Annotated in this window: 30 protein-coding genes; 8 read left to right on the top strand and 22 right to left on the bottom strand. The window is 69.4% G+C overall.

Translation table 11 applies throughout. The annotated features are described in order from the left end of the window. Positions 1 to 38: 38 nt before the first annotated feature. From ABT313_RS36360 to clsA, 4 genes are read right to left on the bottom strand one after another with little or no spacing between them, the layout of a single operon-like run. Positions 39 to 941 carry a DUF881 domain-containing protein gene (locus ABT313_RS36360; RefSeq protein ID WP_350863434.1) on the bottom strand — a complete coding sequence of 301 codons (903 nt, stop codon included), beginning with the start codon at positions 939 to 941 and terminating at the stop codon, positions 39 to 41. A gap of 1 nt (position 942) precedes the next feature. Continuing rightward, on the bottom strand, positions 943 to 1,275 hold the full coding sequence (locus ABT313_RS36355; RefSeq protein ID WP_012920789.1) for a small basic family protein: 333 nt from the start codon (positions 1,273 to 1,275) through the stop codon (positions 943 to 945). Next, positions 1,272 to 2,120 (bottom strand): DUF881 domain-containing protein, encoded by an 849-nt coding sequence (locus ABT313_RS36350; RefSeq protein WP_350863429.1) that lies wholly within the window; start codon positions 2,118 to 2,120, stop codon positions 1,272 to 1,274. Before ABT313_RS36350 ends, ABT313_RS36355 begins: the two co-directional genes overlap by 4 nt. 4 nt (positions 2,121 to 2,124) lie before the next feature. Then, on the bottom strand, positions 2,125 to 2,721 hold the full coding sequence (clsA, locus tag ABT313_RS36345; RefSeq protein ID WP_350863426.1) for a cardiolipin synthase ClsA: 597 nt from the start codon (positions 2,719 to 2,721) through the stop codon (positions 2,125 to 2,127). Positions 2,722 to 2,919: 198 nt separating this feature from the next. Between clsA and ABT313_RS36340 the strand changes: the two genes are divergently transcribed. Both ABT313_RS36340 and ABT313_RS36335 read left to right on the top strand, forming a co-directional pair. After that, positions 2,920 to 3,288 (top strand): YciI family protein, encoded by a 369-nt coding sequence (locus ABT313_RS36340; RefSeq protein ID WP_350863423.1) that lies wholly within the window; start codon positions 2,920 to 2,922, stop codon positions 3,286 to 3,288. Next, positions 3,285 to 4,481 (top strand): RNA polymerase sigma factor, encoded by a 1,197-nt coding sequence (locus tag ABT313_RS36335; protein WP_350863420.1) that lies wholly within the window; start codon positions 3,285 to 3,287, stop codon positions 4,479 to 4,481. The genes ABT313_RS36340 and ABT313_RS36335 overlap by 4 nt, the downstream gene beginning before the upstream one ends. Here ABT313_RS36335 and ABT313_RS36330 read toward each other — a convergent pair. After that, entirely contained in the window at positions 4,456 to 5,220 is a 765-nt protein-coding gene (locus ABT313_RS36330; protein ID WP_350863417.1) for a class I SAM-dependent methyltransferase, read from the bottom strand. The genes ABT313_RS36335 and ABT313_RS36330 overlap by 26 nt on opposite strands. Before the next feature lie 53 nt (positions 5,221 to 5,273). Continuing rightward, positions 5,274 to 5,672: a VOC family protein gene (locus ABT313_RS36325; protein ID WP_350863414.1), complete on the bottom strand. Its 399-nt coding sequence runs from the start codon at positions 5,670 to 5,672 to the stop codon at positions 5,274 to 5,276. 56 nt (positions 5,673 to 5,728) lie between these two features. Between ABT313_RS36325 and ABT313_RS36320 the strand changes: the two genes are divergently transcribed. Beyond that, positions 5,729 to 6,337, top strand: coding sequence for a GNAT family N-acetyltransferase (locus tag ABT313_RS36320; RefSeq protein ID WP_350863411.1), 609 nt, complete (start codon positions 5,729 to 5,731; stop codon positions 6,335 to 6,337). Here ABT313_RS36320 and ABT313_RS36315 read toward each other — a convergent pair whose 3' ends face one another. Together ABT313_RS36315 and imuA' are read right to left on the bottom strand one after the other, a co-directional pair. After that, on the bottom strand, positions 6,338 to 7,990 hold the full coding sequence (locus tag ABT313_RS36315; RefSeq protein WP_350863408.1) for a DNA polymerase Y family protein: 1,653 nt from the start codon (positions 7,988 to 7,990) through the stop codon (positions 6,338 to 6,340). Continuing rightward, positions 7,990 to 8,859: a DnaE2-dependent mutagenesis accessory factor ImuA' gene (gene imuA', locus ABT313_RS36310; protein WP_350863405.1), complete on the bottom strand. Its 870-nt coding sequence runs from the start codon at positions 8,857 to 8,859 to the stop codon at positions 7,990 to 7,992. The genes ABT313_RS36315 and imuA' overlap by 1 nt, the downstream gene beginning before the upstream one ends. 77 nt (positions 8,860 to 8,936) lie before the next feature. On the opposite strand from imuA', the gene ABT313_RS36305 reads away from it, so the two are divergent. From ABT313_RS36305 to ABT313_RS36295, 3 genes are read left to right on the top strand one after another with little or no spacing between them, the layout of a single operon-like run. Beyond that, positions 8,937 to 9,473, top strand: coding sequence for a hypothetical protein (locus ABT313_RS36305; RefSeq protein WP_350863402.1), 537 nt, complete (start codon positions 8,937 to 8,939; stop codon positions 9,471 to 9,473). 21 nt (positions 9,474 to 9,494) lie between these two features. After that, entirely contained in the window at positions 9,495 to 9,959 is a 465-nt protein-coding gene (locus ABT313_RS36300) for a PPOX class F420-dependent oxidoreductase (RefSeq protein ID WP_137254761.1), read from the top strand. Further along, positions 9,959 to 10,732 (top strand): PIG-L family deacetylase, encoded by a 774-nt coding sequence (locus tag ABT313_RS36295; protein WP_350863396.1) that lies wholly within the window; start codon positions 9,959 to 9,961, stop codon positions 10,730 to 10,732. Before ABT313_RS36300 ends, ABT313_RS36295 begins: the two co-directional genes overlap by 1 nt. Here the strand turns inward: ABT313_RS36295 and ABT313_RS36290 are convergent. From ABT313_RS36290 to ABT313_RS36230, 13 genes are all read right to left on the bottom strand, one after another. Next, positions 10,695 to 11,387 carry a GntR family transcriptional regulator gene (locus ABT313_RS36290; protein ID WP_350863392.1) on the bottom strand — a complete coding sequence of 231 codons (693 nt, stop codon included), beginning with the start codon at positions 11,385 to 11,387 and terminating at the stop codon, positions 10,695 to 10,697. The genes ABT313_RS36295 and ABT313_RS36290 overlap by 38 nt on opposite strands. A 135-nt stretch (positions 11,388 to 11,522) precedes the next feature. Beyond that, on the bottom strand, positions 11,523 to 12,461 hold the full coding sequence (locus tag ABT313_RS36285) for an alcohol dehydrogenase catalytic domain-containing protein (protein ID WP_350863389.1): 939 nt from the start codon (positions 12,459 to 12,461) through the stop codon (positions 11,523 to 11,525). A gap of 61 nt (positions 12,462 to 12,522) precedes the next feature. Beyond that, positions 12,523 to 13,434 (bottom strand): amidohydrolase family protein, encoded by a 912-nt coding sequence (locus ABT313_RS36280; RefSeq protein ID WP_350863386.1) that lies wholly within the window; start codon positions 13,432 to 13,434, stop codon positions 12,523 to 12,525. Between the two features lies 1 nt (position 13,435). Continuing rightward, positions 13,436 to 13,828 (bottom strand): cupin domain-containing protein, encoded by a 393-nt coding sequence (locus ABT313_RS36275; protein ID WP_350863383.1) that lies wholly within the window; start codon positions 13,826 to 13,828, stop codon positions 13,436 to 13,438. Next, a complete protein-coding gene (locus tag ABT313_RS36270; protein ID WP_350863380.1) occupies positions 13,825 to 15,381 on the bottom strand; it encodes an FAD-dependent monooxygenase in 1,557 nt (518 codons plus the stop codon). The genes ABT313_RS36275 and ABT313_RS36270 overlap by 4 nt, the downstream gene beginning before the upstream one ends. A gap of 9 nt (positions 15,382 to 15,390) precedes the next feature. After that, a complete protein-coding gene (locus ABT313_RS36265) occupies positions 15,391 to 16,113 on the bottom strand; it encodes an SDR family NAD(P)-dependent oxidoreductase (RefSeq protein ID WP_350863377.1) in 723 nt (240 codons plus the stop codon). After that, positions 16,110 to 16,808, bottom strand: a complete 699-nt coding sequence (locus ABT313_RS36260; RefSeq protein WP_350863374.1) for a GntR family transcriptional regulator — start codon at positions 16,806 to 16,808, stop codon at positions 16,110 to 16,112. Before ABT313_RS36260 ends, ABT313_RS36265 begins: the two co-directional genes overlap by 4 nt. After that, positions 16,805 to 17,638: a fumarylacetoacetate hydrolase family protein gene (locus tag ABT313_RS36255; protein ID WP_350863371.1), complete on the bottom strand. Its 834-nt coding sequence runs from the start codon at positions 17,636 to 17,638 to the stop codon at positions 16,805 to 16,807. Before ABT313_RS36255 ends, ABT313_RS36260 begins: the two co-directional genes overlap by 4 nt. Before the next feature lie 42 nt (positions 17,639 to 17,680). Further along, positions 17,681 to 18,076: a RidA family protein gene (locus ABT313_RS36250; protein WP_350863369.1), complete on the bottom strand. Its 396-nt coding sequence runs from the start codon at positions 18,074 to 18,076 to the stop codon at positions 17,681 to 17,683. Then, entirely contained in the window at positions 18,076 to 19,164 is a 1,089-nt protein-coding gene (locus tag ABT313_RS36245; RefSeq protein ID WP_350863366.1) for an Ldh family oxidoreductase, read from the bottom strand. Before ABT313_RS36245 ends, ABT313_RS36250 begins: the two co-directional genes overlap by 1 nt. Further along, a complete protein-coding gene (locus ABT313_RS36240) occupies positions 19,161 to 19,940 on the bottom strand; it encodes an ABC transporter permease (protein WP_350863363.1) in 780 nt (259 codons plus the stop codon). Before ABT313_RS36240 ends, ABT313_RS36245 begins: the two co-directional genes overlap by 4 nt. Beyond that, positions 19,937 to 20,716: an ABC transporter ATP-binding protein gene (locus tag ABT313_RS36235; RefSeq protein WP_350863360.1), complete on the bottom strand. Its 780-nt coding sequence runs from the start codon at positions 20,714 to 20,716 to the stop codon at positions 19,937 to 19,939. The genes ABT313_RS36240 and ABT313_RS36235 overlap by 4 nt, the downstream gene beginning before the upstream one ends. A 16-nt stretch (positions 20,717 to 20,732) precedes the next feature. Next, a complete protein-coding gene (locus tag ABT313_RS36230; protein ID WP_350863357.1) occupies positions 20,733 to 21,752 on the bottom strand; it encodes an ABC transporter substrate-binding protein in 1,020 nt (339 codons plus the stop codon). 373 nt (positions 21,753 to 22,125) lie between these two features. Between ABT313_RS36230 and ABT313_RS36225 the strand changes: the two genes are divergently transcribed. Together ABT313_RS36225 and ABT313_RS36220 are read left to right on the top strand one after the other, a co-directional pair. Further along, positions 22,126 to 23,406: a sensor histidine kinase gene (locus ABT313_RS36225; RefSeq protein ID WP_350863354.1), complete on the top strand. Its 1,281-nt coding sequence runs from the start codon at positions 22,126 to 22,128 to the stop codon at positions 23,404 to 23,406. Position 23,407: 1 nt separating this feature from the next. Beyond that, a complete protein-coding gene (locus tag ABT313_RS36220; protein ID WP_350863351.1) occupies positions 23,408 to 24,058 on the top strand; it encodes a response regulator transcription factor in 651 nt (216 codons plus the stop codon). On the opposite strand, the gene ABT313_RS36215 is transcribed toward ABT313_RS36220, so the two are convergent. After that, complete coding sequence (locus tag ABT313_RS36215; RefSeq protein WP_350863348.1) at positions 24,059 to 24,607, bottom strand: MarR family winged helix-turn-helix transcriptional regulator; 549 nt, start codon at positions 24,605 to 24,607, stop codon at positions 24,059 to 24,061. Positions 24,608 to 24,636 lie beyond the last annotated feature (29 nt).

Here is a 24,636-nt window from a genome sequence, read left to right as displayed (position 1 = left end):
CGTTCCTCTTTCACTCAAGGAGAACAGCTACGGGACAGCTACTTGGTCGGGCTGGGCGCCGGGCGAGCGTAACGATGCTCCTGCGGCGCGTGCAAGGCGGTGATCGGGACCGTCGGCAGCTCGTTCACCTCCGCCGTTCCGCCCACCTGCGGACCGGTCACCTCGCTGACCAGGCCGCCGGGGAAGTTGGCCGCCTCGGCCAGGTTGTGCGACTCCCCGATGGCCTCGATCACGTACGGCGAGATGACCTTCTGGCCGTCGATCAGGATGCCCGGCGGGTCGTCCACGAAGTCGGTGCTGGCGACGACCCGGACCAACCCGTTGATCTGGATCGCTTCCGCCCCGGCGTCGCGCAACTCCTCGATCGCGTCCAGCAGGTTGCTCGAGGTCATCTTGCCCTGCGGGTCGTTCAGCGTGATCCGGACACCGGGACCTGTCGCGGGCAGCGTACCGGCCAGGATGCCGAGGGTGCGGACCTGGGCCTCGGCCTGCTCGCGCGCCGTCTGGGCCTTGTCCGCGCTCGAGGACAGCGAGTTCTTCCGCTCCTCGAGGTCGGCGATCTCGCTCTCCAGCCGGCGGGTGTTCTGGCCGAGGCCGTCCAGGATCGCGATCAGGTCCTCGCGGCGGGCGTTCTGGTAGCCGTCGTCGGCCCGGTTCACCCGCACCTGGACGACGGCCACGCAGGCGACCAGCGCCAGTACGACGGCCACGATCGCCTGGCCGCGGGACGGCTTGAAACCGGCCTTGAGCCGCCGCAGCGCCAGGTTGGGCGTCTTCGGCTTGGGCATCGGGGTCGGTGCGGCCGGCTGCGGCGCCTCGACCGCAGGCTTCGCCGCCTGCTCGACCTTGGGCGTCCGCTCGGGCTTGGGCGTCTGCTCGGGCTTCGGCGGCTGCTCAGGCTTGGCCGGCTGCTCGGGCTTGTCAGGCTTGTCGTCGGTCATGTCAGGCCCGGAAGATGTGGCGGCGGATGGCGGCCATGTTGGTGAAGATGCGGATGCCGAGGACGACGACCACGCCGGTCGACAGCTGCGAGCCGACGCCGAGCTGGTCGCCCAGGTACACGATCAGGGCCGCGATCAGCACGTTCGAGACGAACGACACGACGAACACCTTGTCGTCGAAGATCCCGTCCAGGAACGCGCGGAGCGCGCCGAACACCGCGTCGAGCGCGGCCACGACCGCGATCGGCAGGTAGGGCTGGGCCCAGTCCGGTACGTCGGGCGCGACCAGCAGGCCGATCACGACACCGATCACCAGTCCGAGTACGGCGATCATCTCGATCCCACTTTCGCGTAGCGCAACGCGATGGTCGCATCGGCCGGCACCAGCAAGGAGTCCTCCGTCGTGATCGTCATCCGGACATCGAAGTTGCTCACCAGGTACTGCACCCAGCGGCCGCCCGAGCTCTGCGCGAACCGGGCCGGCATGGTCGCGGTGTCCCCGATCGCGAGCACCGTGTACGGCGGGGTCAGCGAGCTGTAGTCGACCGTGATCGCACTGCCCGCGCCGCGGATCGCGGTCAGCGAGGTGATCCGGTGACCGTTCACCGAGACCGCCTCCGCGCCGGACGTCCACAGGCCGTTGACCAGCTGCTGCAGATCGACGTCGAGCAGCCGGCCCTCCTTGGAGTCGGCGTCCTTCGCGTCGTCGACGACCGCCTTCAGCCCGGGGCCGGTGACCGAGATCGCCCCGGTCTGCAGCTCCAGGTCGTCGAGCTTCTGCTGCAGCGCGGCGCCGGTGCTGTCGTTGCTCAGTCCGCTCGCCTGCAACCGGCGCACCTCGTCGGCCAGGTCGGACTGGTGGTTGCGCAGGCCGGTCAGCCGGCTGTCGGCCTGGTTGATCCGGTCGATCAGCTCGTTGCGCTGCTTCTCGGCCTCCGGCGCGCTGCGGTAGTTCTGCGAGGCGGCGATCGCGAGCAGGAAGCCGAGCACGACCGTGGCCGCCACCAGCATGATCCGGTGCCGGGAGCGCAAGGCCTTGGCGCCGTCCTTCGGCCGGGTCCGGGCGGCGACGGCGTACCCCTCGTCGATCGGGTGCGCCATCAGGTTGTTGAGCAGCGACATCGACGCGTCGACGCGCCGGGGCTTCTGCGCCGGTTGCTGGGGGGCTTGCTGTGTCACGGGTCTACCCGGCCGCGTCCTTGATCGGCTTCACCGTCTGGACGAGGTGCCGCAGCTGGGCGAAGTACAGCGCGCCGGCCCAGTAGTACAGACCGGTCCCCCAGATCGCGAACGCCCAGCCGAACACTCGGGCGAGCAGGTTGAGGGTGGAGTCGCCGTCGCCGAGCAGGAGCAGCGGGAACGCGTACAGCAGGCAGAACGTGGCGGACTTGCCGAGGAAGTGCACCGGCAGCGCGTTGAAGCCGCGGCGGTGCAGGGCCGGCAGGGTCAGCGTCAGCAGCACGTCCCGCAGCGGCAGGGCGATCGCCAGCCACCACGGAATGATGTCGCGCAACGCCAGGCCGACGACGGTCGCGAAGATGTACAGCCGGTCGGCCACCGGGTCGAGCATCTGGCCCAGCCGGCTGGTCTGGTTCATCCGGCGGGCGATCTGGCCGTCGGCCCAGTCGGTGAAGCCGGAGATCGCCAGCACCAGCAGCGCCCAGCCGTCCTCCTTCGGGCCGAGCACCAGCCACAGGAACAGCGGCACACCCAGCAACCTGAGGAAGCTGAGCGCGTTCGGGATCGTCCAAACCCGGTCGGACACTTCCAAGTCCGGCACGCGACCCCTCCCTCTCTCACCCTGATACCCGTCGTAACTCTACTGGGGCGCCCCGACAGGTTTACGTCCGGCCATGCCGGGGCATGCCCCGACTTTCCCCTGATACCAGAACGCGGCGGCCTGTTGTCCGCTATGGGTGCTGCGAACCGGTGACCCGATCGATACCCGAGAGTGATCCTTGGAACGGGAGGGCCGATCATGAAGTTCTTGGTACTGATCTACGGGAACCCGGAGTCGCGGGCAGTGTGGGATTCGCTGTCCGACGAGCAGAAGAAGGAAGGCATGGCGGGGTACGCCGGCCTGCACGAGGCGCTCGAGGCCCGCGGGGAGCTGGTCGCGTCGGAGTCGCTGGACGACCCGGGGCTGACCAAGCAGGTGCTGGTCCGCGACGGCAAGCCGCTGACGACGGACGGGCCGTTCGCCGAGGTGAAGGAGCAGCTGGCCGGGTTCTACCTGCTGGACTGCGAGTCGATGGACCGGGCGGTGGAGATCGTCGCGCAGATCCCGGAGGCTCCGTTCAGTGTCGTGGAGGTCCGTCCGGTCCGCGATCTCGGTGCGTTCATGTGATCGAGGACCTGCTGCGGGAGCAGGCCCCGCAGGTGCTGGCCGCGCTGGTCCGGCGGTACGGCGACTTCGACTCGTGCGAGGACGCCGTACAGGAGGCTCTGCTGGCTGCGTCGTTGCAGTGGCCGGGTGAGGGTGTTCCGGCGAATCCGCGCGGCTGGCTGGTCACGGTCGCGTCGCGGCGGCGGATCGAGGTACTGCGGAGCGAGGCGGCGCGAGCGCGGCGGGAGGAGACGGTCGCGGTCGCTCCGGAGCCGGAGCCCGCGTCGTCGGTCGACGACTCGCTGACGTTGCTGATGCTGTGCTGCCACCCGGCGCTGACGTCGCAGTCGCAGGTCGCGCTCACGCTGCGCGCGGTCGGCGGACTGACCACCGGTGAGATCGCCCGGGCATTTCTGGTGCCAGAGGCAACGATCGGGCAGCGGATCAGCCGGGCGAAGGCGAAGCTCCAGGGCGCGCGGTTCGCGATGCCGCCGGCGGCGGAGCAGCCCGAGCGGCTGGCCGCCGTACTGCATGTGCTGTATCTGATCTTCAACGAGGGCTACACGGCATCGTCCGGTACGTCGCTGCACCGGGTCGAGTTGAGCACGGAGGCGATCCGGTTGACGCGGCAGCTGCGGGCTCAGCTGCCGGCGGAGGGCGAGGTGGCCGGGCTGCTGGCTTTGATGCTGCTGACGGACGCCCGCCGGCCCGCACGTACGACGGGCGAAGGGGCCTTGGTGCCGTTGCCGGAGCAGGACCGGCTGTTGTGGGATACCAAGGCGATTGCCGAGGGCACCGAGTTGATCACGTCCACGCTGCAGACGGCGCCGGTCGGTCCCTACCAGTTGCAGGCGGCGATCGCCGCCGTCCACGACTCGGCGGCGCGGGCCGAGGACACGGACTGGCGCGAGATCCTGATGCTGTACGAACTCCTCGAGTCGACGGCGCCGGGCCCGATGGTGACTCTGAACAGGATCGTCGCGGTCGCAATGGTGCACGGCCCGGCGGCCGGGCTGGCGTTGCTCGACGACGTGGATCCTGCGTTGCAGGGCCACCATCGGTTGGCTGCGGTTCGCGCCCATCTACTCGAGCTGTCGGGCGATGCGGGCGCCGCGCTCTCGGCGTACGAGCTTGCTGCGCGGCTCACGCAAAGTCTTCCCGAGCAGCGCTACCTGCAGGCGCGCGCCGCTAAGCTCGCGGCCGGCCCCAGCTGAGCTCGGCCTGGATCTTCAGCGCGAGTACGCCGTCCGTCGCGTACGGGCGGACCGCTTCCTCGACCCTCGCGTCGAAGTCGGCAGCCTCCTCCGGTGTCATCAGGTCCCGCGCCAGACTCGAGGTCGAGTGGAACTGCTCCACGTAGTCCGCCACCTTCTGGTGATAAGTGACGGGCGCCGTCAGCACCGTGCCGTTGAGCTCGAGCAGGCCGCGATCGCGGATCGCCTCGACGACGCTGTACTTCGGGTCGTGGTCCTTCTTGCGCGAGTGCAGCTGGATCGCTGCGACGACGCCGTCCCACCACGGCATTTCGACGGGGCCGTGCTCGATGACGACGAGCTGGGCGTTCGGGGTCAGGTGCGGGACGATCCGCGCGAACGTCTCCTCCCATGGCATCCAGTGGATGCTCGCGCCGGCCGTCACCAGTGCGTACGGGCCTTCGAGGTCGGCGGTCTCGATCGCGTTGACCTGCCAGGTGATGTTCGAGCGGTCGCCGCCGGGGCGCTCCCGGCCGGCTTCGACCATCGGCGCGGAGAAGTCGATCGCGTCGACGTGCTCGACCCGCGGGGCGAGCGGCCGGGCGATCGCGCCTTCGCCGGCGCCGATATCGAGCACGCGTCGCGGTTCGTCGGTGATCAGGGCTTCGAGGCGGTCGAACACCTCGTCCGGGTACGGGGGCCGATGCTGATATGCCTTCGCTACCGCTTCCTGCTGGAACGTCGTCGCAAGCTCAGTCATGCCTCGGAGCCTAGTCCGCGATCCGGCGCTGACCAGCGGATTCTGCTGGCAGCCTAGTCCGGAACCGAAGGGCTGTTCCAGACCGTTGCATGCTGCTCGAAGTGCTCCGGATCGCTGTGTACGGGGATGACGCAGAAGAGGTGGCCGCCCGGGGCCCGGAGCGTGTGGCAGCCCTGCCAGTCGGCGATCTCCACCGCGCCGAGGCCGGTCAGTCGCGCGACCTCGGCGGGGACGTCGTCGGTCTCGATGTCGAGGTGGTACCGCGGGTCGTCGTCGACGGACTGGATCGCGGCGACGTACCCGGGGATCGCGTTGTGCAGGCTGATGAACTGCGGCTCGCCCTCCGGCGACGACGTCCGGACGCCGAGCGCCTCGGACCAGAACGTCGTGGCGGCGCCGACCTCGTCCCGCCGTACGTCGATGAGAAAGGTGGAGACTCGGCTGCGATGCATACGGATCAACCTAGATCCGGACGCGGGTCGTCCGGAACCGGCGTTAATCTGCGGGCATGGTGATCGATGAGTCGCAGTTGACCGTCGTACCGGCGAACGAGGCGTCGTGGGAAGACCTGCAAACGATCTTCGGTACCACGGACGCCGGTGAGTGCCAGTGCCAGCGGTTCAAGATCCGCGGGTGGATCTGGCGGGACTCGACGCTGGACGAGCGGATGACGCGGCTCCAGGACCAGACCGCGTGCGACATGCCGGACGCGAAGTCGACGACCGGCCTGGTGGCGTACGTCGACGGCGAGCCGGCCGGCTGGGTCGCCGTCGAGCCGCGCACGGCCTACCCGAAGCTGCGGACGTCGCGGGTGCCGTGGGCCGACCGCTCCGAGGACAAGGACGACGAGAGCGTCTGGGCAGTCACCTGCATGACGGTCCGCAAAGGCTTCCGCGGCCGCGGCCTCACCTATCACCTGGCCCGCGCCACGATCCCCTACGCCCGCAGCCGCGGCGCCCGCGCACTCGAGGCCTACCCGATGTTCACCCAACCCGGCAAGACCATCACCTGGGGCGAACTCCACGTCGGCCCCCACCAAGCCTTCGAAGAAGCCGGCTTCAAACAACTCACCCACCCCACCCTCCGCCGCACAGTCATGCGCATCGACTTCGTGTGATCAGTCGTAGGTGGCTTGGGCCTGCCAGGTTGTTCGGTGGAGGGTGAAGAGCCAGGCTCGGGTGTCGGCGGTCTGGAACTGGAAGCGGGCCTGGCGGGACTCGGTGGCGGGGTCCCACCAGCGTTCGGTGCTGAGCCAGGGGCCGGCCCAGGCCGTGATCGGGTGGAGTTTGTTGCTGTCGGCAACTTGAACGCCGGCACCGCCGGCGGACAGCAAGGAGAAGGCGGCCGGTTCGCCGGACAGCTCACCGCGGGCGCTGACCGAGACCTGGGTGCCGTCCGCGGCGAACACCTTCGCGGGGATCGGCTCGGGGAAGATCGTGGTCGGCGCCGGCACCGGCCAGCGCTTCGCCCCAGTGCCGGTGATGGACCCGCTGCCCGGCCCCGGCTCAGCGCTCGGCCCGGTGATCGACCCCGGCCAGGGCTGGTCGGGCGGCCTCGCCGGCACAGGCGGGTCACCCCAGGGGATCAGTGTCTGGCGCTCTGCGAATCCTCGGCCGCCGCCGATCACCACCGACACGACCGCGCCGTGACCGAGCATGCTCTGCACCCGCGACAACGCCCGGTGGATCCGCTCATCCGGCCCGCCGCCCCACAACCCGTCGACATGCGCGCCGACCGGATCCGCCTGGTCCGGGATCAACCGGATCCGCACGACGGGTGACGTCAGCTCACTGGTCGCCGTGCCGCTCCCCTGCAGCTGCCAACGCACGCGGTCCACCACGTCCGCCGCGGTGAACCAGCGCGGATGTAGCCACTCCCGCTCGTGGATCCGCCCGGACTCGGTGCCGACCTCGACCCGCAGCGTCGTACACACCAGGCCGAGCTCGGTCAGCCGGACGATCAGCTCGTCGGCGATCGCGCGGACCGCGAACGCGACCTGGTCGACGCGGTCGACGGACGGCTCGAAGTCGAGCGTGCGGGTCAATTCCGGCGGGACCTCCCGGCCGGTCACCGGACGATCGTCGGATCCGCTCGCGAGCCGATGGGCGAAGGCGCCGCTGGGACCGAACCGGGTCAGCACCTCCGTCGCGGACAGCCCGGCGAACGCACCCAGCGACCGCAACCCCAGCCGGCGCAGCAGATCCGTGAGCTCCGGCTGCTCGAGCAGGTCGACCGACAACGGCGCGAGGAACTCCGGCGATCCGCCCGGCGGCACCACCTGCACCCTGGTCCGCGCGGAGCTCGCCCGCGCCGCCTGCTCCGCGGCGAACGGACCGTCGGCGATCCCGACCCGGCTGCCCGGCACGTCGAACGTCTCCAGCCGGTCGAGCAGCTTCTCCGCCGCCCTCTCCTCGCTGCCGTAGAACCTGGCCGGACCACGTGCCTTCAACGCACACATGCCCGGGCGGATCACCTGCACCCCCGGCGTGATCGCCTCCAGGCACGCGATCACCGGGTCGAACGCGCGCGCGTCGATCACCGGGTCGTACTTCAGCACGACCAGCTCCGGGCACCGCGACTGCGCGTCCCGGGCCCGCTGCCCGCGCCGCACCCCTTCGGCCCGGGCAGCCGCCGAGGTGGCGAGCACCTTCCCCTTCTCCAGCACGACGATCGGATCGTCCGGCGAGCGCCCGGTCGCCACCGCGGCCGCCGTCACCGGCCAGTCGGGCACCCAGATCACCATCGTGCGGGTGAGTCCGCGGCCGCCCATCAGCCCACCGCGCCGATCTGGTCCGCCCACTCTTCCTGCCAGCCCGGGCCTTCCTCACGAAACAGGTCGGCCGCACGCGCCGGCTCGGCAGGCCGGACCGCACCGTCCGGGCCGGGCAGCCAGAGCTCATGCCGACGAGCACGGACGGCCGCCCGTCGACCGGTCACCGCGACCGTGGCCCGGCGGGCGGTGATCAGCCCCTCGCCGTCACCGAGACCGGTCCAGGTGCTGCTCTCGATCTCGAACCGGGCCTCGCTGCCGGGCCACGACCCATACGCGATCAGCATCGCGCCGCGGGTCCGGAGCCGGGCGGCGAGCCGGGACGCCTCCCCCGGTGTCACCTCCCCGGGCGGCCGGACGACCACCACCGTCAGCGCGTCCACCAACGCGGCGACGACGCTGAGCCATTCGCGACCCGGATCCGGGACCAGCACGAGCCGCTCCAGATCGACCCCGAGCCCACGCGCCGCCTCGGCACCGAACGACGGCACCCCGACGACACCGCACCAGGCGCCCTCCGCGGACGGCCCCGCCATCAACGCCATCACCAGGGCGGCACTGCCACGAACGGAGTACACCGAGCCGCCGCGCAGGCTCGCCCCTGCCAGCAGCTCGCTCACCGCCGGATGCGTCGGCAGCTCCCGATCCACCCCCGCCGTATCCAACGCCTGCTGCACCCGCGCAACCGACGGCACCCGGCCGGTGACCGGAGCCGGCCAGGCACTCTCCCCAGCAGCGATTCCAGCGTCGTCTGCGGCGTCGTTTCCCGCGTCGTTTTCGGCGGCCTTCCGCGCCTTGACCTGGGCGAGGAGCAGCCGTGCCTGGTCGAGTGCCGTGACCCGGCCCGTTGCTGCCTCGTTCCCCGTCATGAATCCATGTTCGAACACCTGTTCGAACATGTCAATCCGGTCGTCCACAGGCCCGGGATCTGGCTAGAGTCGCAGCCGTGCGACGCGTCGAAGACCCCCGGTTCACCGCCGCGCTGCGAGATATCCAGGACAGTATCGACGCCGCCTGGGACAGTTTCTGCGCCGAGTCCGGCGCCCGCCCAGGTACGTCGGAAGCACGTGAACTGGCCGCGATCGTGCTCCAGGACACCTCCGAGTTCGACTGGCGGATCGTCGACGGTGCACTCGACCAGCTGACCTGCCCGGACTGCGGATCCATCCTCGGCGCCGGCGATGTGGGATGCGCGAGCTGCGACCAGGCGAACGGCTTCCGCTTCGCAGCGCGTGAGACGGACCGTCCCGGCGTCCCGCCAGGAAACGAGCACGCGATCCGCGTGTCCTCAGCTGTCGCCCGCACCCGGAACCGCTACACACCGCGCGCCCGGGCCGGCTACGAGCTTCTCCTGCCAGACCTGCTGACCGGCCTGCTTCCCACGACCGCCCAGGCGCAGCGCTACAAGCACCTCATCAATCAGCTCTCCGACGACGAGCTGGAACACCTCCTCACCCCGCAGGAGCTCGAACGGGGCGCATAGGGTGCGCATAGGGTGGTGGCCATGCCGCGGACTATTGCTACCAACACCAAGGTCGACCTCGAGGGACTGCTGGAGTTTGTGCGTCCCCGTCACCACATGCTGCTGATCACGTACCGCGCGGACGGGACGGCGCAGGCGTCGCCGGTGTCCGGAGGTGTGGACACCGAGGGCCGCATCGTCATCTCGTCGTACCCGGAGCGGGCCAAGAGCACCAACGTGAAGCGGACCGGCAAGGCCGGCGTGCTCGTGCTGTCGGACGAGTGGAACGGCGCCTGGGTGCAGGTGGACGGGAGCGGCGAGGTGATCGAGCTGCCGGACGCGGTGGAGCCGCTGGTCGACTACTACCGTGCGATCTCCGGCGAGCACCCGGACTGGGACGAGTACCGCGAGGCCATGGTGAAGCAGGGCAAGTGCCTGATCCGCATCACCCCGGAGCGCTGGGGTCCGCTCGCCACCGGCGGCTTCCCGGCCCGCCTCGCCGACTGATGCGTACGGCGCTCGTCGTCCACGCGCACCCGGACGACGAGGTGTTCGCCACCGGCGCCGCGACCTCCGTGCTGCACGAGCAGGGCTGGCACGTCGTACTGCGTGTTGCCACCGCCGGCATGCACGGAGCCGCGGACCACCTCACCCGCTCGTGCGCACTGCTGGGCATCGACGAGTGGAGTTGGCTCGGTGCCGATGGCGCTGCGGCCGTAGCGGCCGGCAGGGGTGGTGGTCGGTGGGTCGATGACGGAGGGCTGGGTGGGCCGGGGACGCCGGCTGCGGCTGATGCGGTTGAGTTGGCGGCGGAGGTCGAGGCAGCGGTCAACGCGATCGGGCCGGAGCTCATCCTGAGCGTCGGCAGGGACGGGCTCACTGGCCACCCGGACCACATAGCCATCTCCCAAGCAGTCCAGCGAGCACTCCAGCACGTCCACTGCCGGGCCCTAGGTGCCCGAGTAAGAGCAGAGGATGTGCGCGCAGGAGAGCGTCTAGTCCAACAGTTGGCCCCGGGACAGCAGATCGGGTCAGGCCACGTCACCGGATGTGACACCCCGCTCGAGGAGATCAGCGGAGCGTCCGAGCAGCGCAGACGGCAGGCACTCGACGCGTACTACGACGGCCTGGGCAGCAAGCCGCTCGAAGAGCTCATCGGTGTCCACCGGGCGAGCAGTGACGGACTGCTGCTGCGAGCGGTGTTCGACGCAACCGGCTGGCAGCACGACAGGTTCGAAGAGCTCACGGCTTGGCCGAGCGACGCTCCATCGTCTCGGTGATGCGCTGCATCGCACCCTCCAGGTGCTCGCGCAGCGCGGACTCGGCGCCTGCCTCGTCGTGCGCAACGCACGCGTCGAGGATCGCCTGGTGCTCCCGCCGGGTCTGCTCGATGCGCGCCTTGGTCTGCCGGGAGCCGAACCGGTAGCGCTCACTGTTCTGCCAGACCGGCTCGATCGCTCGCGGCAGCCACCGCGAACCGCCGGCGCGGTAGATGGCGAAGTGGAACTCGGTGTGCGCCTGCCGGGACGCGATGTTGTCGCCCAGCTTCGACAACCGGACATGCTCGGCCAGTGCGTCCCGGGCGGTCGAGGCGTCCGAGTCGGAGAACCGCGTCGCAGCCGCACGCACGGCAAGGGACTCCAGCGCCAGCCGGGTCGCGTGGGTGTCGCGCAGGTCCTCCATGGACAGCTCCCGGACCCAGGCGCCCTTGTGCGGGACGATCTCGACCAGTCCGAGCGCCGCCATCCGGCGCAGCCCTTCGCGGATCGGCATCTGGCTCATGTCCAGCCGTTTAGCGAGCTCCTCGAGCCGCAGCGCCGTACCACTGGGAAGCTCGCCGGACAGGATGAGTTCGTGCAGTTCGGCGGCGGCTTCCTCGGCGAGCGTACGACGGCCGGTCGGCCCCCCAGGCGTGAGCTCGAGTCGTCGGATCATCAGTAGCTGGCTGCCTCTCTCCTATTCAGCTCTGGAGGTACCGTAGCCGTCGCTCGGGTATCTGCGGGCCTTCGGCGACGGATTGCTCAGCTCAGGCTCCTGCAAACACAAGTGGTCTAGGCCAGCGGCAGCTCTTCACGCCAGCGCGGTCAGGTCCAGCAACACACGTCCCGCGGCACGATCCAGCACGTCACCGGCCCGGTCCGCGGGCACCACGTCGTACTCCGCTCGCCAAGATGCCGACGCGATATCTGCGAGTGCCTGGCCGACCGCATCCGGTGCCAGAGCGGTGCGCTGCATGTTCACCGGCAGCACCCGGAGGTCCCGTCCGATCAACTGGTGCAGATCGATCGTGGTGAACTCACCGGCCTTATAACCCAGTACGGCGATCCGCCCGCCCGGGGCGATGTGTCCCAGCACCCCACCGGCCACCGGACCACCCATGGTGTCGATCGCCGCGTCACACCACTGCAGCTCCCGACCAACCTGACCCAGTCCGTCTACGCGCACGATCTGGTCCACCAGCGCGGTCGCCGCGTCAACAGCCGCCTCCAGCGACACCAGACCAATCACCCGCTCCGCACCGGCCGACCGTGCGATCGCAGCGCACATCCGCCCGAGCACTCCGTTCACCCCGGTGACGACAACGGTCTCGCCCTTCAGTACGTCGGCCACCCGCCGTACTGCGGTGTGGGCAGTCAACGCCTGCGTCAGCAGCGTAAGCGCCGCTCCCGGCTCCAACGACGACGGCAGCCGATGTACGGCGCCATCCGGAACGACGGCGTACCGACCCCACACGCCGCCTCTCGTCACGCCTACACCGTCGCCCCGGACGAGCACAGCCGTCCCGGCCTCGACGGCATCCGAACTGACGACCACGCCAGTTCCCTCGGAGCCCGGCACGAACGGCACCGACGGCTGCTGGCCGGCCAGCGTCGACCGGTCCTGTGCGGTCACGGCGGCCAGCCGCATCTCCACCAACGTCTCACCCGGACCGGCGGTCAGCTCGACCTCTTCGGCCTTCAGCTCCCCACCAGGTCCGTGACTGTGCAAGACAGTCCCCCGTGTACTCACGCCTCATCCCCGTTCACGATTTGATATCTGATCACAACCTCGACCAGACAGAACACTCGTCTCACCACGCGGCGACCTCCTTCGCCAACGGCCGGGTCAGCACCTCGGCCGTCGCGGACCGCTCAGTGGACCGCTCAGTGGACACCCCGTCGCTGCCCATCGGGAACGGCCAGTCACTCCCGGCCAGCACCCGCTCGGCACCGAACGTCGACATCAGCAGTTCCAGTACGGCGTCGTCGTGCACCAGGTCGTCGACGTAGAACCGGCGCAGCGCCTCCGCGACCGGCAGCGACACCGGCTCGATCCCGGGCCGTTCCGTATCGATCCCGCGCTGCCACCGGCCGGCAACAGCCGCCGTCACACCACCCCCATGGCACAAGCAGAACCGGATCCCTGGAAACCGCCCCGGCACGTCGGCGAAGACGAGCGAAGCGGCGGCCACTCCGGTCTCGTACGGATTCCCCAACAGGTTCGACAAGTAGAACGAATCAAGCCGCTTGTCGTCACTGTTGCCGGGGTGAATCAGCGTGAACGCCTCCAGCGCGTCCAGTACCCGCCAGACCGGATCCAGCCCGGCATAGCTCGGCGTACCCAGTGCGAACCCGCCGAAGACGCCTTCACCGGCCAGACCGGCAGCCACGGCCGGCGCTGCCGGGTCCAGCAGCGGGAGATGCGCGAGCACACGCAGCTGCGGTGTGGCGAGCTCCCGCAGTCCCTGGTTGACCAGCTCGGACCACTCGACACCGGCGTCGTACCGGAAGAGAGCAGGCGGCACGGAGACGACAGCACCGTCCAGCGACTGCTCGGTGATCCAGTGCAGCAGGGCCGTCGGGTCGGCGAGCTTGCCCAGCGGCAGACGCTGTCCGTCGATCACCAGCGAACCGCTGTCGACGGACAGCCCGAACTCACCCCGGTGCGCCGCCGACAGGACGGTCGGCGGGATCAGGTGCGTGTGGACGTCCCAACCGGCCATGTCAGCGGGCGTCCTCGTCGTTGTCGTAGAAGTCCGGCCGCTCCGGATAGTGCGGCCCGTCGTACACCTCGAGCAGGACAGAGGTCTCCTCTGCCCGCGTGGGTCCGTGCGTCACGCCCTTGGGGTTCCAGTAGAAGCTGCCCTTGGTCAGCGTGGTCCCGGTCGGCAGGTACACGTACCGGCCGGACAGGCAGAACATGAACTGGTTCGAGGCGTGCTTGTGCACGGACGGAATACCGGAGCCCTTCTCGAACCGCACCAGTGCGATCGAGGCCTCGGTCTCCGGGTCCCGCCACAGCATCTTGTGGGACAAGCCGTCCAGCGACTTCTCGACCCACTCCAGATCGTCCGTCTGCAGCAGGATCTCCCGCAGCGGCTCGTCGAAACCGGTCACGGCGCCTCCCGACCAGTGATGTGGGTGTACAGCGCTGAAGCAACCCCGGTACCCATCGGAGCCACCGCAGCCACATGCCCGTCCGGACGGAGCAGTACGACGCTCTCCGGCGGTACGCCGTACCGCTTCGTGGCGACGCTTCCGGGGTCGAACAGCGCCCGGTCCCGCAGACCGGAGTCATGCGGTGCGTCCCACCGGGACACCGCGTAGTGGTGCAGCGCAGGCGAACCGTTCACCGGGATCTCCGGGCGCCGCCGGACATCGGTGAAGTACAGGGCAACGAACGAGTCCCGGCACAGGTCGTGGATCGTCACGCGACCGGTCGGGCTCTGCAGCACCAGGTCCGGCGCCCGGTCGCCGGCACGCACAGCAGGCGGCTCGGCCGAGGTGGCAACCATCGACCAGTCACCAGAGCCGTCCACGTCCAGCCGCACACTGAGCAGAGTCCTGGTGTACGCCGTGGCCCAGTCGCTCGTTCCCGCGGTGACAGCCCCCTGCTGGAACGACATGTACTTCCGCGCAGCCTCGGCCATCTCGCCTGAGCCCTCGATTGCGACCGGCCGCTGCTCCTGCTCGTACCCGTCCAGCAACGACGGGTCCGCCCAGCCGCGCAGTACCCAGGCCAGTCGCCACGGCAGGTTCGACGCGTCCAGCGCACCGGTGTTCAGGCCGAGCGCCCACATCGGAGTGATCAGGTGAGCAGCGTCGCCCATCAGGAAGACCTTGCGATCGACGGTCCACTGCTCGGCGACCCGGTGGTGCACGTTGTAGACGACCGAGCCGAGCAGCTCGATCCGGTCCACCTCGCCGATGAACTGCTTCACCTTCACCAGCAGGTCCTCGTCGCCCGGTGTGTCGGCGCCCGGCGCCAGCGGGAACAGGAACCGCCAGTTGTCGGGCTGCCGGATCAGGACCATCCACTCGGACTTGTCCGCGAAGTACGCGAGGTACGGGTAGTCCCTGGCGTTGTTGACGTCCAGGTCAACCACGACGTCGATCAGCATGTACCGCTCGGGCAGGGTCTCTCCCACCACCTTCACCCCGAGCGCATCGCGGATCCGCGACCGACCGCCGTCACAGGCCAGCAGGTACGACGCCTCGAGCTCCTGCGGCCCGTCCGGCGTCTCCACCTGCAGCACCACGCGGTCCTCGCGTACGTCGAACGACGTCAGCCGGTGCTGCGTCCGCACCGGCGTGGACAGCGCGGCCGCCAGCAGCGGCTCCATCTTCTGCTGCGGCAGGTTGATGACGAACGGGAACTGCGTGTCGTTGACCAGCTCGGCCAGCTGCACCGAGGCGCGCGGGGTGTTCGTCGCGCGGTCGATGTCACCGATCTCGTCGATCCGCAGTGCGGCGCCGAGGATGCGGTCGACCGCGCCGTACCGGTTCCAGATCTCCAGCGTCCGGCTGAGCGTCGTACCGGCCTTGGTGTCGGAGGACAGCGTGGCGTCCTCCTCCAGCAGCACGTACGGGATGCCGTAGTGCTCCAGGCCGAGGGCAGCGGTGAGACCGATCGGTCCGGCACCGACTACCGCAACAGGAAGTTGATTCACTCCATGCTCCTAGATGAAGCTCGTCAGCTTGGCAAAAGCACGTTCCCGGGACAGCACCGACCCGGTCATCGCGGCCGCGTCGGACAGCAGGAACAGCAGCGGCCCGACCACGTCGTCGGGATCGCCGATACCTATGGTGTCGTGCCAGTGCTCCCGGTCCGCACCGCCGTTCGCAGTACGGAACTGTTCGGTGTCGATCACTCCTGGCGCGACCACGTTCACCCGGACCCGATCGCCGGCCACCTCGACTGCCAGCGACTTCGCGAACGCCACCAGCGCCGCCTTGCTCGCCGCGTACGCCGACGCGCCCGCGTACCCGGTCGACGCCAGGCCCGACGTGAACACCACCACCGAACCGGACTGCCGCTCCACCATCTGCGGTACGACGGCCTGACACGCCCAGACCACACCGTCGAGGTTCACCTGCAGCGTGCGGGTCCACTCGGCCGCATCCATCTCCAGGACGGTCGATCGCGGCTGCACGGCCGCACCGGCGACCAGACCGTCGATCCGCCCGTGCCGCTCCAGCACACCGGCCACCGCAGCCTGTACGGCGGACCTGTCCGCGACGTCCACCTCGACGTACTCGACACCGTCGGCCGGCGGCGTGACGTCGAAGACGATCGCAGTACCGCCGGCGCCGTTGACTGCTTGTGCGAGCGCTGCACCGATGCCGCGGGCGCCACCTGTGATCACCACGACCTCACCGGTCGCGTCGAAGCTCACCTTCATGACGTCTCCTTCTGCTTCGACGTCATGGTCTCGGTGATCCGCTGGAACGCGCCGGCCAGGTGGCTGCGCAACGCCTGCTCGGCCGCATCCGGGTCCTGGGCGACGCACGCGTCCAGGATCGCCTGGTGCTCCTGCCGGCTCTTCTCGATCAGGAACGCCGTCGGCCGGCTCCCGAACCGGTAGCGCTCGCTGTTCTGCCACACCGGCTCGATTGCTCGCGGCAACCACTGTGAACCGCTCGCCCGGTAGATCGCGAAGTGGAAGTCCGCATGCGCCTCACGGGCACCCGCCGAGTCCTCTGCCCGCGACAGCCGGAGGTGCTCGGCCAGTGCGGCCGCTGCCTTCGTCAGGTCCTCCTCGGTGAACCGTGCGGCAGCCGCCCGTACTGCGAGACTCTCCAACGCCAGCCGGGTCTCGTGAGTGTCGCGCAGGTCGGACAACGACAGGTCGCGGACCCAGGCACCGCGGTGCGGGATGATCTCGACCAGCCCGAGCGCCTCCAGCCGACGGAGTCCTTCGCGCACGGGCATCTGGCTCATCTCGAGCCGGCTGGCCAGCTCGACGAGGCGCAACGGCGTACCGCTCGGCAGCTCGCCGGACAGGATCAGTTGGTGCAGCTCGGCGGCCGCGTGCTCGGCGAGAGTACGGCGTCCGCTCTTGCCGCCGCCTGGCAGCAGCTCCAGGGGCCCGCTCATGCTCGTGCCACCTTGTTGCGCAGCTCGCCGAGTTTGTCGGAGCGGGTGACGACCACGTCGCCGTCCTGGAGGAACACCTGTGGCTCGCGGGCGTTGCCGATGCCGGCCGGCGTACCGGTCAGCAGGAGGTCGCCCGGGCGCAGCGTCATCCCGAACGAGAGCTCACTGATCAGCGTGGCCACGTCGAACGCCATCTGCCGCGTAGACGCGTCCTGGCGCACCTCACCGTTCACCAGGCACTGCAGCTGGATGTCCTGTGGGTCGCCCACCTCGTCGGCGGTCACGATCCACGGACCCAGCGGCATGGTGTTGTCGATGCTCTTGCCCTTCAGCCACTGGCCGCCGTGGGCACGCTGCAGGTCCCGCTGGGACACGTCGTTCGCCAGCGTGTAGCCCCAGACGTGGTCCAGTGCGTCCTCGACAGCGATGTTCTTGCCGGTCATGCCGATCACCAGCGCGACCTCGGCCTCGTAGTCCCACTTCGCGGAGATGGCCGGATCCCAGGCGATGTCGTCGTACGGACCGATCACCACGTCCGGACCCTTGGTGAAGAACGTCGGATGCTCGGGCCGGTCGACGTCCTGGCCCTCGCGCTTGCCCTTGCTCTCCTCGAAGTGGTCCCAGTAGTTCCACCCGGTGCACAGGATGTCCCGCCGGAACCGCCGCAGCGGCGCCCGCAGGATCGCTTCGTCATAAGGGATCTTCTCGACCACCTCGGCCGATCCGGAGATCACCGCGGTCAAATCGGTTGCTGATAGCAACAGAACCGAATCCCCGTCGAGTACGCCGGGCACCTCGCGCCCGGCGTACTCCACCGTCACGTACTTCATCTCAGGTCCACTCGACGCCACGCACAGAGCTCACCCCCGGGGTCATGCGATCACGGCGATCGCGTTGATCTCGATCAGGTAATCGGGATGTGCGAGCTTGCTGACCTCGACCATCGTCGACGCCGGCAGCGGCTCGGTGAAGTACTGCGCCCGGATCTCGTGGATCTTGGCGAAGTCCTCCATGTTGCGCACGTACACATCCACCCGGCAGACGTCCGCGAGCGTGCCGCCGGCGGCCTCGACCGCCGCCTTCACGTTCTCGCACACCTGCCTGGTCTGTTCCCGGACGTCCCCGACCCCGGCGATCCCGCCGTCCGGCTGCCGGGCGGTCATCCCGGAAACGAATACCAACCGCCCGGTCGCTTCGATCGTCGTGGCCTGCGAGAACACCCCGTTCGGGCTCCGCAGCGCCGCCGTCGACACCTGTGTCTTCCCCATCAGCTCAACACCCCTCCCGCCGGTACGACGGCGCCGACCGCGCGGGCCGCCTCCAGCAGCCCGTCCAGTCCGGACCGCTCGATCAGCACACCGCGCCGGCGCTGGTACGCCGCCCGCTCCGCCTCGATCTCACCCGGCAGGTGCAGCCGGTTCACGCCCGGAGCCGTCGCACTCCCCCGGACCCGCGCGGCCAGCCCCGACGAGCGCAGGCGGAAACTCTCCACGCCGCCCATCAGCTCGGGATCGATCGCCAGGAACAGGTGCGCGCAGTCGTTCGGCCGGTCCGGCTCGCGGTACAGCGGGCGGACCTGGTCGCCCCACCCGCCGCCGCTCAGCACCCCGGTGAGTACGTCGATCATCAGCGCCAGCCCGAAGCCCTTGTGGCCGGCCGCCGGCAACAGCATGCCGAGCACGGCTTCCTCCGGGTCGGTCGTCGGCGTCCCTGACGGATCGGTCGCCCAGGTGTCGGGGATCGACCGCCCGGCCGAGGCCGCCAGCCGGATCTTGCCCAGGGCAACCGCCGACAACGCCATGTCCAGCACGATCTCCACGCCGGCCTTGGTCGGGACCGCGATCGCGAGCGGGTTGTTGCCGACGATCCGCTCGGCGCCGCCCGGAGCGGGCATCAACGGCGTGGTGTTCGACATCGCGATACCGATACACCCGGCCTGACCGGCCTGCATGGCCCAGCGGCTGGCCGCGCCGAAGTGGTGCGCGTTACGGACCGAGACCAGGCCGATGCCGTACCGGCCGGCGCGCTCGATCGCGTGCCCCATCGCCTGCGGGCTGGACAGCTGACCCATCCCGCCGCGGGCGTCGGCGACCATCGCGGCCCCGGCGTCGAACAGGATGTCGAGCTCGCGCTCGCGGGTCACCCCGCCGGCGTTCAGGCGTTCGACGTACATCGGGACCAGCATCACGCCGTGCGAACTCACGCCGCGCAGATCCGCCTCGACCAGCGCGGCGGCGATCTTGTCCGCGTCCTCCCGGTCGAACCCGACCGCCGTGAACACGGCCGAGACAGTGACCTGCAGCCAGTCAGGCCGAACCAGCACCCGCCGGTCCGCGTCGGATGCTTGTGCCGTCACCGCTTCTCCTGGGCCCACGGGAGCAGCAGGTGCTCGAGGAGCACCAAGCCGTAGAACAAGACGATGCTCATCACGCTGAGCAGCGCGATCGCGGCGAACGCCAGCGTGGTGTCGGCGCTCGCGCCGGACTGCTGGATGACGTACCCGAGTCCCTTGGTGGCGCCAACGAATTCGGCGATCACCGAGCCGATCACCGCGAGCGAGATCGCGACCTTGAACCCGGTGAAGATCTGCGGCATCGCGTACCGCAGCCGGAGCTTGAAGAACTCCTGCGCCCGGCTCGCGTTCAGCGACCGCATCAGCTCGACCAGCTCGGTCGGTGTCGACTTCATCCCCTGCGCGGTCGAGATCACGATCGGGAAGAAGCACATCAGCAGCACCATCACGACCTTCGGCCACTGCCCGAAGCCCATCCAGACCACCAGCAGCGGGGCGATCGCGACCTTCGGGATCGAGTTCACCATCAGCAGCAGCGGGTACACCAGGCGCTCGAGGATCACCGAGCGGACGATCACCAGCGCGATCGGTACTCCGATGACGATCGCCAGCAGGAAGCCTTCGATCGTCTCCAGCAGCGACGTACCGGTCTGCGAGAGCAGCTCGCCGGGCTGGTCGAAGAACTTGACCACCACCTCCCACGGCGTCGGCAGCAGGTACGACTGGATCGAGAACACGACCGTCGCGCCCCACCACAGCGCGATCGTCGCCGCGAGCCCGATGATCGGCAGGATGATGGCGGCCGCCGGCGAACTGGTCAGCCAGGAACGCTTGGTCATCGCCGGTCCTCGCTGTCCTTCTCCGAGAGCAGCGCGTGCAGCCGGGCGCTGATCGTGGCCACCTCGGTGACGTACGCGTTCTGGGCGAGGCTGCGCGGCCGCGGGATGTCGATGTCGACGACCTCCCGCATCCGGCCCGGGCGCGGCGTCAGCACGACCACCCGGTCCGCGAGCACGACGGCCTCCTCGATCGAGTGCGTGACGAACACGATCGTGGTGGCCAGCTCCATCTTGATCCGCTGCAGCTCCTCGGACAGCTCGGTCCGGGTGAGTGCGTCGAGTGCGGAGAACGGCTCGTCCATCAGCATCACCTGCGGGTCGCGGATCAGCGACCGGCACAGCGACACCCGCTGCTGCATCCCGCCCGACAGCTCGTGCGGCAGCCGCCGTTCGAACCCTTGCAGACCGACCAGCTCGAGCAGCTGGTGGGCGCGGTCCCGGTACGCCGCCTTGTTGCGGTCGCCGCCCTTGTCGATCTCGACCGGCAGCATCACGTTCGACAGCACCGAGCGCCACGGCAGCAGGGCCGGCCGCTGGAACATGAACGAAACGTCCCGGCGCGGTCCGGTGACGGGTTCGTCCGCCACCGCGACCGAGCCGGAGGTCGGCGGCAGCAGTCCCGCGATCAGCCGGAGCAGAGTGGACTTGCCACATCCGGACCGGCCGATCAGCGTGACGAACTCACCGCCGCGGACGTGCAGGTCGATCTTCTCGAGGGCGGTCACCCGGCCCTCGCGTCCGTCGAAGACCTGCCCCACGCCGTCCAGGCGAATCATCAGTGGTCAGACACCCCTAGCTCTTCGGAGCCAGGCTCATCGTCACGACGTCGTCCGGCGTGACGGCGCCCTTCTGGATCGCGGTCGACTGCTCCAGCAGCGAGATGATCGTCTTGACCCGCTCCACGTCGACGTCGCCGAGCGGACCCTTGAAGTCGTCCGGCTTGGTGTACTTCTTCATGATCTCCAGCTCGCTGGTGGCGACCGCGAGATCGGTGTCGGGGACGTACTTCTTCAGGATCGCCGCGGACCCCGCCGGGTCGTTGACGGTGTCCTGCAGGCCCTTCAGCAGCGCGCCGGTGAACTTCTTCACCTGGTCGGGGTGATCCTTGGCCAGGTCGGACCGGGTGATGATCGCGTTGCCGTACAGCTGCGGCAGCACATCGCCGTACGCCAGCGTGACCGGCTCGCGGTGCGACGGGTCGGCCTTCTGGATCAGCGGCTTGCCGACCACGAACTGGCCGATGCCCTTGACCTTGCCGGAGGCAAGCAGTTTCGGCAGCGCCGGCGGCGGCGAAGGCAGGAAGGTCACCGACTTCGGGTCGATGTGCACCGCCTTGGCGTAGACCGGGAACATCACCGTGTTGGTGGAGCCCGGCTGGTCGGCGATCGTCTTGCCGACCAGGTCCTGCGGCTTCTCGATGCCGTAGCCCTTGAGCGACATGATCGCGGCCAGCGACCGCTGGTGGATCATGCCCACCGTGGTGACCGGCAGCTTCTGCTTGCCGAGGGTGATCACGACCGCGGTGAAGTCGCCGATGCCGTAGTCGGCCTGACCGCCGGCCACCAGCTTCATCACGTCGACGGTGCCGGTACCCGGGGTGATCTTGACGTCGAAGCCGGCGTCCTTGAAGTACCCCTTGTCCAGCGCGACGTACGCGTACGCCTCGCGGCCGAAGGTGTTGAACGACGTCAGGTAGTTGACCTTCTGCAGGCCGTTGTCCGCCTGACCGCCTTTGTCGTCACCATTGCACGCACTGACCAGGGCGAGCCCCAGGACCGCCATCAACGCGATGACGGAACGCCTCAACCTCATATCGACCTCTCTCGTCCCGATATTTGATCAAACATCAAATATGGAAGGGTGGTCAATCCGCCCGCGGGGTCTTCACGGGGACTTAACGTCCGTCGTGCCGGGTCCTCGCAGAGCATGCTGGCCACCCGTCCTGGAGCCGTTCCCCATACCTGTCCGTAGCCGAACGGGCACCCGCCCCGACCACAGACCGTACCTGTCTGAGCAGCAGATCGCGACGCCCGCGGGGGCAGAACCGGCTCCTGCAGCGTCAAATTTGCGTAAACCCTCAACTTCTTGGTGAGGCATGCCACGTCCGATGACCGGACGCAGGGGTTTCCCCGCGCTCACTCCGCCGAGGGAGGTGACACCGGCCCGGCTTTGACACGATGGAGGTGTGAGAGCAGTGGCACACGCGATCGGGAGCCTGTGGCGTACGTCGACGTACCTGCGCTGGGTCTACCTGCTGCTCGGCGCGGCATTGGTGCTGGCGTTCATCCTGGTCGACAGCGCGCTCGGCGCGGTGGTCACCGATCTGGGCCTGCCGAAAGTTGCCACCGGCATCATCTGGGTGCTGATGGGACTGGTGCCGCCGGTCGTGCTCGGGCTGCTGCCCGCGGTCCGCGAGGTGGAGGGCATCGCGGTCGAGTCGCTGCTCGCGGTGCGGTTCGACGAGCGGCCGCTCGGCCCGGCGCGGACCTGGCCGCAGCGCCGGCGGACCGTCGCCTGGTTCTGCCTGCACCTGGTCGCCGGCGGCGTGATCGGCATCCTCAGCACGATCGTGTTCGGCGTCGGCGCGATCTGGCTGGCCGCGCCGTTCCGGTCGGCCGGATCGCGCGACATCGTGCCCGGCTGGTCGTACCACGTCCGCGGCAACTGGACCGACCTCTGGATGCCGGCCGCCGCGATCGGCGGTCTCGCCGGGCTGTTCCTGCTGTCGGCCGCGGTCGGTGCACTGCTGGCGTACCTCGCGCCGCGCGTCCTCGGTCCGACCGCCGCCGAGCGGATCGAGTTGCTCGAGCAACAGACCGCAACGCTTGCCGAGCGCAACCGTCTCGCCCGCGAACTGCACGACAGCGTCGGGCACGCCCTCAGCCTCGTCACCATCCAGGCCGCGGCGGCCCGTCGGGTGCTTGCCAGCGATCCCGACTTCGCCGAGACCGCACTGGCCGCGATGGAGACCTCGGCCCGGGCGGCACTCGCCGATCTCGACCACGTGCTCGGCCTGCTCCGCGACGACCGTCGGCCCGGCTCCCGGACCACCCCGCAGGCCACGCTCGGCGGCCTGGACCGCCTCGTCGAGGCCACCCGCGCGGGCGGCATCACGGTCGAGGTCGATCGGTCAGGAGACCTGGATCAGCTCCCGGCCGCGGTCTCCCGGGAGGCGTACCGGATCGTTCAGGAAGGCCTCACCAACGCGATCCGGCACGCCGGTCACCCGGCCGGCGAGCTGGCCGTGGACCTGTCGATCCGGCTGGATACGTCCGGGCTGCGGCTCGCGGTCACCAACCCGATGAACGGCAAGTCCGATCACTCCGGCGGCGGCCGCGGCCTGGCCGGTATCCGTGAAAGAGTCGCCGTACTGCGCGGCACCGTCGACGCCGGCCCGGTCGCGGAGCCCGAGGGCCAGACCTGGCGCCTGGCGGTCCGATTGCCGGTCAGCATGACGAAGGGATGACATGAATCTGTCGGTGGTCGTGGTCGACGACGAGCCGCTGATCCGGAGCGGGCTGCGCGCGATCATCAACGCCGAGCCCGACCTCTCGGTGGTCGGCGAGGCCGGTGACGGCGCGGAGGTCCTGCCGGTGGTTCGCCGTACCGGGGCCGACGTCGTACTGATGGATGTCCGGATGCCTGCGGTCGACGGCATCCAGGCGACCCGGCTGCTGCTGGAGAACCTGGACCCGGCGCCGCGCGTACTGGTCGTCACCACGTTCGAGAACGACGACTACGTGTACGACGCGCTGCGCGCCGGCGCGTCCGGGTTCCTGCTCAAGCGGACTCCCCCGGACGACATCATCGCCGCGATCCGGACCGTCGCGCGGAGCGAGTCGCTGCTGTTCCCGGAGGCGATCCGGGCGCTGGCGCTCGCCCACGTCGGACCGCAGACCCCGAGCGGCCTGGACGAGTATCAGCTGACCGAGCGGGAGCAGGAGGTGCTTCGGTTGATGGCGCGCGGTCTGTCGAACGCCGAGATCGCCGGAGAGCTCATCCTGGGCCTGCAGACGGTCAAGACACACGTCGCCAACGTGCTGTCCAAGCTCAACGCCCGGGACCGCACCCAAGCGGTGATCCGCGCCTACGAGTCAGGCTTCGTGCCGCTGCACTAGTTAGGTGCTGGCCGGGTTGTCGGCCTCGGCCAGGGTGCAGGCGTTGTGCAGGGGGTCGATGGCGTTGGCCTTCATCGCGACGCGCTGCAGGAGCATCCGGAAGCTGGCGCGCTCCGACTCCTCCAGGATGCCCAGCACCTCCTCCTCCGTGCTGCGCAGGCGGCGCTCCAGCTCACACAGCGCCTCGACGCCCTCGTCGGTCGGCGCGATCAGCCGCGCGCGACGGTCGGCCGGGTCGGGCCGGCGCTGCACGAGCCCCGCCTTCTCCAGGTCGTCGAGCAGGTAGGTCATCACGGTCCGGTCGACGCCGAGCTGGGCGGCCAGATCGAGCTGCCGCTTCGGCCCTTCGGCGTTCGTCGTCGCGAGCACCTGGTAGCCGCGCGGACCGCCGGGCAGGCCCTCGAGCGCCGCCGCGGAGGCCTTCGCGTACCGCCGGAAGACGACGCCCAGCGCCCAGCCGAGGTCGGCCTCGACCGGCGCGCCACTGGCGACCGGCGGCTCGACCCCACGGGCGACCCTGGTCGCGACCTCAGGCGAAGTACTGGACATGTCCCCATCGTACGTGGTGTACGCCACCC

It is taken from the genome of Kribbella sp. NPDC000426 (assembly GCF_040300265.1).
Lineage (GTDB): Bacteria > Actinomycetota > Actinomycetes > Propionibacteriales > Kribbellaceae > Kribbella.
This window is presented reverse-complemented; position numbering and strand designations above follow the sequence as displayed.

Coding starts and splice junctions, on each gene's coding strand:
- ABT313_RS36360 (WP_350863434.1), bottom strand. CDS start 941: ATGACCGACGACAAGCCTGACAAGCCCGAGCAGCCGGCCAAGCCTGAG.
- ABT313_RS36355 (WP_012920789.1), bottom strand. CDS start 1,275: ATGATCGCCGTACTCGGACTGGTGATCGGTGTCGTGATCGGCCTGCTG.
- ABT313_RS36340 (WP_350863423.1), top strand. CDS start 2,920: ATGAAGTTCTTGGTACTGATCTACGGGAACCCGGAGTCGCGGGCAGTG.
- ABT313_RS36330 (WP_350863417.1), bottom strand. CDS start 5,220: ATGACTGAGCTTGCGACGACGTTCCAGCAGGAAGCGGTAGCGAAGGCA.
- ABT313_RS36325 (WP_350863414.1), bottom strand. CDS start 5,672: ATGCATCGCAGCCGAGTCTCCACCTTTCTCATCGACGTACGGCGGGAC.
- ABT313_RS36320 (WP_350863411.1), top strand. CDS start 5,729: ATGGTGATCGATGAGTCGCAGTTGACCGTCGTACCGGCGAACGAGGCG.
- ABT313_RS36315 (WP_350863408.1), bottom strand. CDS start 7,990: ATGGGCGGCCGCGGACTCACCCGCACGATGGTGATCTGGGTGCCCGAC.
- imuA' (WP_350863405.1), bottom strand. CDS start 8,859: ATGACGGGGAACGAGGCAGCAACGGGCCGGGTCACGGCACTCGACCAG.
- ABT313_RS36300 (WP_137254761.1), top strand. CDS start 9,495: ATGCCGCGGACTATTGCTACCAACACCAAGGTCGACCTCGAGGGACTG.
- ABT313_RS36295 (WP_350863396.1), top strand. CDS start 9,959: ATGCGTACGGCGCTCGTCGTCCACGCGCACCCGGACGACGAGGTGTTC.
- ABT313_RS36290 (WP_350863392.1), bottom strand. CDS start 11,387: ATGATCCGACGACTCGAGCTCACGCCTGGGGGGCCGACCGGCCGTCGT.
- ABT313_RS36280 (WP_350863386.1), bottom strand. CDS start 13,434: ATGGCCGGTTGGGACGTCCACACGCACCTGATCCCGCCGACCGTCCTG.
- ABT313_RS36265 (WP_350863377.1), bottom strand. CDS start 16,113: ATGAAGGTGAGCTTCGACGCGACCGGTGAGGTCGTGGTGATCACAGGT.
- ABT313_RS36260 (WP_350863374.1), bottom strand. CDS start 16,808: ATGAGCGGGCCCCTGGAGCTGCTGCCAGGCGGCGGCAAGAGCGGACGC.
- ABT313_RS36255 (WP_350863371.1), bottom strand. CDS start 17,638: ATGAAGTACGTGACGGTGGAGTACGCCGGGCGCGAGGTGCCCGGCGTA.
- ABT313_RS36250 (WP_350863369.1), bottom strand. CDS start 18,076: ATGGGGAAGACACAGGTGTCGACGGCGGCGCTGCGGAGCCCGAACGGG.
- ABT313_RS36240 (WP_350863363.1), bottom strand. CDS start 19,940: ATGACCAAGCGTTCCTGGCTGACCAGTTCGCCGGCGGCCGCCATCATC.
- ABT313_RS36235 (WP_350863360.1), bottom strand. CDS start 20,716: ATGATTCGCCTGGACGGCGTGGGGCAGGTCTTCGACGGACGCGAGGGC.
- ABT313_RS36230 (WP_350863357.1), bottom strand. CDS start 21,752: ATGAGGTTGAGGCGTTCCGTCATCGCGTTGATGGCGGTCCTGGGGCTC.
- ABT313_RS36220 (WP_350863351.1), top strand. CDS start 23,408: ATGAATCTGTCGGTGGTCGTGGTCGACGACGAGCCGCTGATCCGGAGC.
- ABT313_RS36215 (WP_350863348.1), bottom strand. CDS start 24,607: ATGTCCAGTACTTCGCCTGAGGTCGCGACCAGGGTCGCCCGTGGGGTC.